Here is a 4956-nt window from a genome sequence, read left to right as displayed (position 1 = left end):
CCTAGAGCGGCATCCGATCAGGTTGCGTCGTATCCTGCAGCGGCAAGGTAGGCTCGACATTCAGCTGGCGCGAAGCGGGTTAGGCTGCGCCGTATGGCATCCCAAAGGTCTGGGATAGTTCGTGCCGCCGCACTGCGCAGCAGTGCCTTCAGCTTCGCGAAGACCATCTCGATCGGGTTGAAGTCGGGCGAGTAGGCCGGGAGGTAGAGCAGCCGGGCTCCCACCGCCTCTATCCGCTCGCGGACGCCGCTGACCTTGTGGGCCGGCAGGTTGTCCATGACGACCGTGTCGCCGGGCTGGAGCGTTGGAGCGAGCACGTCGGCCACGTAGGTGCGGAAGGCCTGCCCGTTCATGGCACCGTCCAGCAGCCAGGGTGCGGTGATGCCGCTGGTGCGCAGACCCGCCGTGACGGTGGTGGTTTTCCAGTGACCCTGCGGCACGCTCATCCGGCAGCGTTCGCCCCTTGGAGCGCGCCCGTAGCGCCGGGCCATGGCGGTGTTGGCTGCGGTCTCGTCGATGAACACGAGGTGATCCGGGTCGAGGTCGAGTTGGCCCTCAAACCACGCCTCGCGCGCAGCTCTCACGTCCTCCCGGTCCTGCTCGGCCGCGTGCCCCGTACTTTTTTTCGCGAGATGCCGTGGTGGACTTGCTTCAGTTCAGTGGAGAGCGGTTTGGTGGGCGATACCCTTCTCGAACTGGGTGGGGCTTTTGAAGCCCAGCGCCGAGTGACGGCGGCAGGGATTGTAGAAGCCATCGATGTAACGGGCCAGCGCGATGGTGGCCTCGGCTCGCGTCTGGAACGCGGTGCGCCAGACCAACTCGCTCTTCAGTGTCTTGAAGAACGTCTCGACCATCGCGTTATCATAACAATTTCCCTTGCCAGACATCGAGATTACGATGCCATGCCCTCGTAGTTCTGCCTGATACTCATTCGAACAATACTGACTGCCGTGGTCGGAATGGTGCAATAAACCTGGTCCGGGCCGTCGGACGACAAGGGCACGTCGCAGCGCGGTCAGCGCGAGTTCCTTGTGAAGCCGGTCGCCCGCCGCCCAGCCCACGACCCGTCGGGAGTACAGATCGAGGACCACCGCCAGGTACAACCAGCCCTCCCGCGTCCAGATGTAGGAGATGTCGCTTCCCCACTTGCGATCCGGCCCGGCCGCCGTGAAGTCCTGGTCGAGGTGGTTGGGCGCGACTGGAAAGGCGTGGCCGCTGTCCGTCGTGCGCCGGAAGCGGCGCGGCTGGCGGGCTTTGAGCCCGTTCTCCCGCATCAGCCGGGCCACGCGCCGCCGGCCTGCCGCCAGGCCCTGCTCGCGCAGCTCGTGGGTCATGCGCGGGCTGCCATACGTCTCGTGCGAGAGCGTGAAGGCGGATCGGACGTGGGCAAGCAGCACGAGATCCTCGCGCTGCCGCGTCGAGGCCGGGCGGTTTTTCCAGGCGAAATAGCCGCTCGGACTGACGTCGAGGACCTTGCACAGGCGCGCGACCGGGAAGTCCTTCTTCGCCGCGTCGATGAGGCGGAACCTCATCGACTTCCCTCCTTGGCGAAAAAAGCCGTGGCCCGCTTCAGGATCTCCCGCTCCTGGCGCAGCACCTCGTTCTCGCGGCGCAGACGCTTGAGCTCGGCGGCCATGTCCTCCTGCCGGTCGGTCGGTGGGTTGTCCATCTCCCGCTCACGTCGACCGTCAATCCAGTTGCGCAGCGTCGAGAGCCCGACGCCGAGATCGGCGGCGACCTCGCGGCGGGACCGCCCACTCGCCTGCGCCAATCGCACCGCCTCAGCACGAAACTCAGGGGTAAAGGTCTGCTTCCGGTCTGCCATCGGAACCCTCCTCCTTCAGGAAAAGAGCTCTCCACTTTCTCGAGGCAAGTCCAGCTCGGAGATGCCCATCCGGCGCAGCACCTCCGCGACTGGTGTCCCGGTCTCGGCCTGCTTCAGCGCGAAGGCGATCTGCTCTTCGGTGTACCTGCTCTTCTTCACGGTTCTGCTCCTCCCCTCAGGGGCTCACGAAACCGGAAAACTCGCACTCACGCCGGACCAAAGCGATGGGAGGACGTCAGCATGGCATCCGCGCCCTGGCGGGGCGTCGGTTCCGGCCCTGTACAACCGACAGCCGTCACGATCTACCCATCGCGCCCACCCTCCTTAAGCAGGACTTCTCAGCCGCGCGACCCGACACGGTCTGGCTGGCCGATATCACCTACCTGCCGACCGGCGAGGGCTGGCTGTAATTGGCCGCCGTCCTCGATCTGGCCACGCGCAAGATCGTCGGTTGGTCGATGCGCGATCACATGCGCGCCGAGCTGAGCGTAGCAGCATCGATGATGGCCGCCCAGCGGCAGCGGCCGGCCGCCGGGCTCATCTGTCACTCGGATCGCGGCAGCCAGTACGCGGCCGAGGCCTACCGGAGACAGCTCTCCGGCACGGGGGCGAAGCCGTCGATGAGCCGCACGGCTTGGGGCTCACGATAATGCCCCGATGGAGAGCTTCTTCCACACGCTCAAGGTCGAGCTCGTCCATCAGCGACAATGGGCGACCCGAGATGAAGCGCGGCGCGATCTGTTCGCCTACATCGAGGGCTACTACAATCGGCAACGCATCCACTCGGCACTCAGCTATCTCACGCCCGAGCAAGCCGAGAGGACCTCGAAATGATCTCCCTGTTTCTGCGACACCGAGGAAGGATCATTGCGTTGTTGCTAATTTGCAACGGACAAGCGCACCAGCCTCTGTCGCCGACCGCACACCAGCTACGCATCACGAGAAATTTCGAGAAAACTTAGTAGACGCCCCATAAATTGAGCGATGATTACAATATGAAACTTGCCCCCGGCGAAGTTTATAGCGTTTCATTGACTGCGTTTCCACATAATAGCGCGGTTTAATGCAGCCTGTTATCAGTTTGTAAATCAAGATGATCTTAGAACAACTCGAACTTGACGGAGAAGGCGGTAGAGTTGTAGCAGCCGGGCATCATCGGGACGGGACGGGTTCATGACGGCCAAGCGAGCGCTGATCACGGGAGTGACGGGCCAGGACGGCGCGTATCTGGCGCAGCTGCTCCTGCAGAAGGGCTACGCCGTCACCGGCATCGTGCGGCGCTCCAGCCACGCCGGCGTTTTCGACCACCGGTTGAAGTGGCTCGGCATCACCGACGATGTCGAGCTGGTCGACGGCAACCTGCTCGACCAGTCCGCCCTGCTGCGCATCGTCCAGGCCACGAAGCCCGACGAGATCTACAACCTTGCGGCCCAGTCGTTCGTGACCTCGTCCTGGCAGCAGCCGCTGCTCACCGGGCAGGTGACCGGCCTCGGCGCCGTGCACATGCTCGAATGCCTGCGCTCGGCGGCGCCCCAGGCGCGCTACTACCAGGCCTCGACCTCGGAGATGTTCGGCCTGATCCAGGAGGCCAAGCAGAGCGAGTCGACGCCGTTCTACCCGCGCTCGCCCTACGGCGTGGCCAAGCTGTACGCGCACTGGATGACGATCAACTACCGCGAGAGCTTCGGGCTGCACGCGTCGAACGGCATCCTGTTCAACCACGAGAGCCCGCTGCGCGGCGTCGAGTTCGTGACCCGCAAGGTCACCGACGCGGTGGCGCGGATCAAGCTCGGGAAGCAGAAGGAGCTGCGGCTCGGCAACATCGACGCCAAGCGCGACTGGGGCCACGCCCGGGACTACGTGAAGGCGATGTGGCTGATGCTGCAGCAGGACCGCCCGGACGACTACGTCATCGCCACCGGCCGGACCACGACGGTGCGCGACATGTGCGAGATCGCGTTCAAGCATGTCGGCCTAAAGGTGGACGACCACCTGATCGTCGACCCGGCGCTGTTCCGCCCGGCGGAGGTCGAGGTGCTGCTGGGCAACCCCGCCAAGGCCAAGGCGACCTTCGGCTGGGAGGCCGAGACCAGCCTGGAGGCGCTGATCACCGAGATGGTCGATGCCGACATCAAGCGCCTCAGCGCCAACGCCTGAAGTGGAAATAACCTGAGTGCGGTCCGCTGCTGGCCGCCGCAGCAGACGTCCGATAAAATGCGAGTCCAACGTGGCTGACCATAAACAGACCGTAATGCCCGTCATCCTGTGCGGTGGGACGGGGACGCGGCTGTGGCCGGCATCGCGGGAGAGCATGCCCAAGCAGTTCGCCCGTCTGGTCGACGCCGAGCGCTCGACCTTCCAGGCAACGCTGGCGCGGGTGTCGGACGCCACCGTCTTCGCCACGCCCACCGTCATCGCCTCGGCCGAGGCCCGCTTCATCGTCGCCGAGCAGCGCGACCAGCTCGGTCTCTCCGCCGACATCCTGCTCGAGCCGCAGGGCCGCGACTCCGCCGCCGCCGTGGCGGTGGCGGCGCTGCACGCCGCCGCCAGCGACCCACAGGCCGTGGTGCTGATCATGGCGGCCGATCACGTCGTGCCCGACACGGCGGCCTTCGTGGACGCCGTGCGGCGCGCGGCCGCCGGCGCCCAGGCCGGCTACACGATGACGCTCGGCATCGAGCCCGACCGGCCGGCCACCGATTACGGCTACATCCGCCGCGGCGAGCCGATCGCCGAGGCTCCGGGCGCGGCCCGCGTCGCCCGCTTCGTCGAGAAACCCGACCGGGCCGGCGCCGAAGCGCTGATCACCGACGGCGCCCTGTGGAACTCGGGCTACTTCCTGTTCCGCGCCGACCTGATGCTGGCCGAGCTGGAGGCGTTCGTCCCCGAGGTGCTGGCGGCCGCGCGCGCGGCCCTGGAGGCGGCGGTGACCGACCTCGACTTCGTGCGCCTCGACGCGGCGGCCTTCGCCCAGGCGCCCAAGATCTCGATCGACTACGCGGTGATGGAGCGGACCGCCCGGGCCGGCGTGCTGCCGGTGTCGTTCGCGTGGTCGGATGTCGGCACCTGGGACGCGGTCTGGCAGGTGCTGGACCACGACGAGGCCGGCAACGCCGTGCGCGGCCGGGTGT

Annotated in this window: 3 protein-coding genes and 3 pseudogenes; 3 read left to right on the top strand and 3 right to left on the bottom strand. The window is 66.2% G+C overall.

What is annotated here, in order from left to right:
- Window positions 1-17: 17 nt before the first annotated feature.
- From BM314_RS29800 to BM314_RS29790, 3 genes and pseudogenes are all read right to left on the bottom strand, one after another.
- Window positions 18-617 (bottom strand): annotated as a pseudogene (locus BM314_RS29800) (IS630 family transposase); the annotation flags it as partial.
- A gap of 39 nt (window positions 618-656) precedes the next feature.
- A protein-coding gene (locus tag BM314_RS29795) for an IS3 family transposase (RefSeq protein WP_091982161.1) occupies window positions 657-1825 on the bottom strand; the annotation gives its coding sequence in 2 pieces (ribosomal slippage) (window positions 657-1558 and window positions 1558-1825; 1170 coding nt in all).
- A gap of 54 nt (window positions 1826-1879) precedes the next feature.
- A pseudogene (locus tag BM314_RS29790) lies at window positions 1880-1984 on the bottom strand (transposase); the annotation flags it as partial.
- Between the two features lie 74 nt (window positions 1985-2058).
- Here BM314_RS29790 and BM314_RS29785 point away from each other — a divergent pair.
- From BM314_RS29785 to BM314_RS29775, 3 genes and pseudogenes are all read left to right on the top strand, one after another.
- Window positions 2059-2659: pseudogene (locus tag BM314_RS29785) on the top strand (IS3 family transposase); the annotation flags it as partial.
- Between the two features lie 339 nt (window positions 2660-2998).
- Window positions 2999-3982 (top strand): GDP-mannose 4,6-dehydratase, encoded by a 984-nt coding sequence (gene gmd / locus BM314_RS29780; RefSeq protein WP_091978426.1) that lies wholly within the window; start codon window positions 2999-3001, stop codon window positions 3980-3982.
- Between the two features lie 94 nt (window positions 3983-4076).
- The coding region (locus BM314_RS29775; protein ID WP_244540097.1) for a mannose-1-phosphate guanylyltransferase at window positions 4077-4956 on the top strand (880 nt) is incomplete at its 3' end.

Source organism: Methylobacterium sp. 13MFTsu3.1M2, assembly GCF_900112625.1.
Classification (GTDB): Bacteria; Pseudomonadota; Alphaproteobacteria; order Rhizobiales; family Beijerinckiaceae; genus Methylobacterium.
This window is presented reverse-complemented; position numbering and strand designations above follow the sequence as displayed.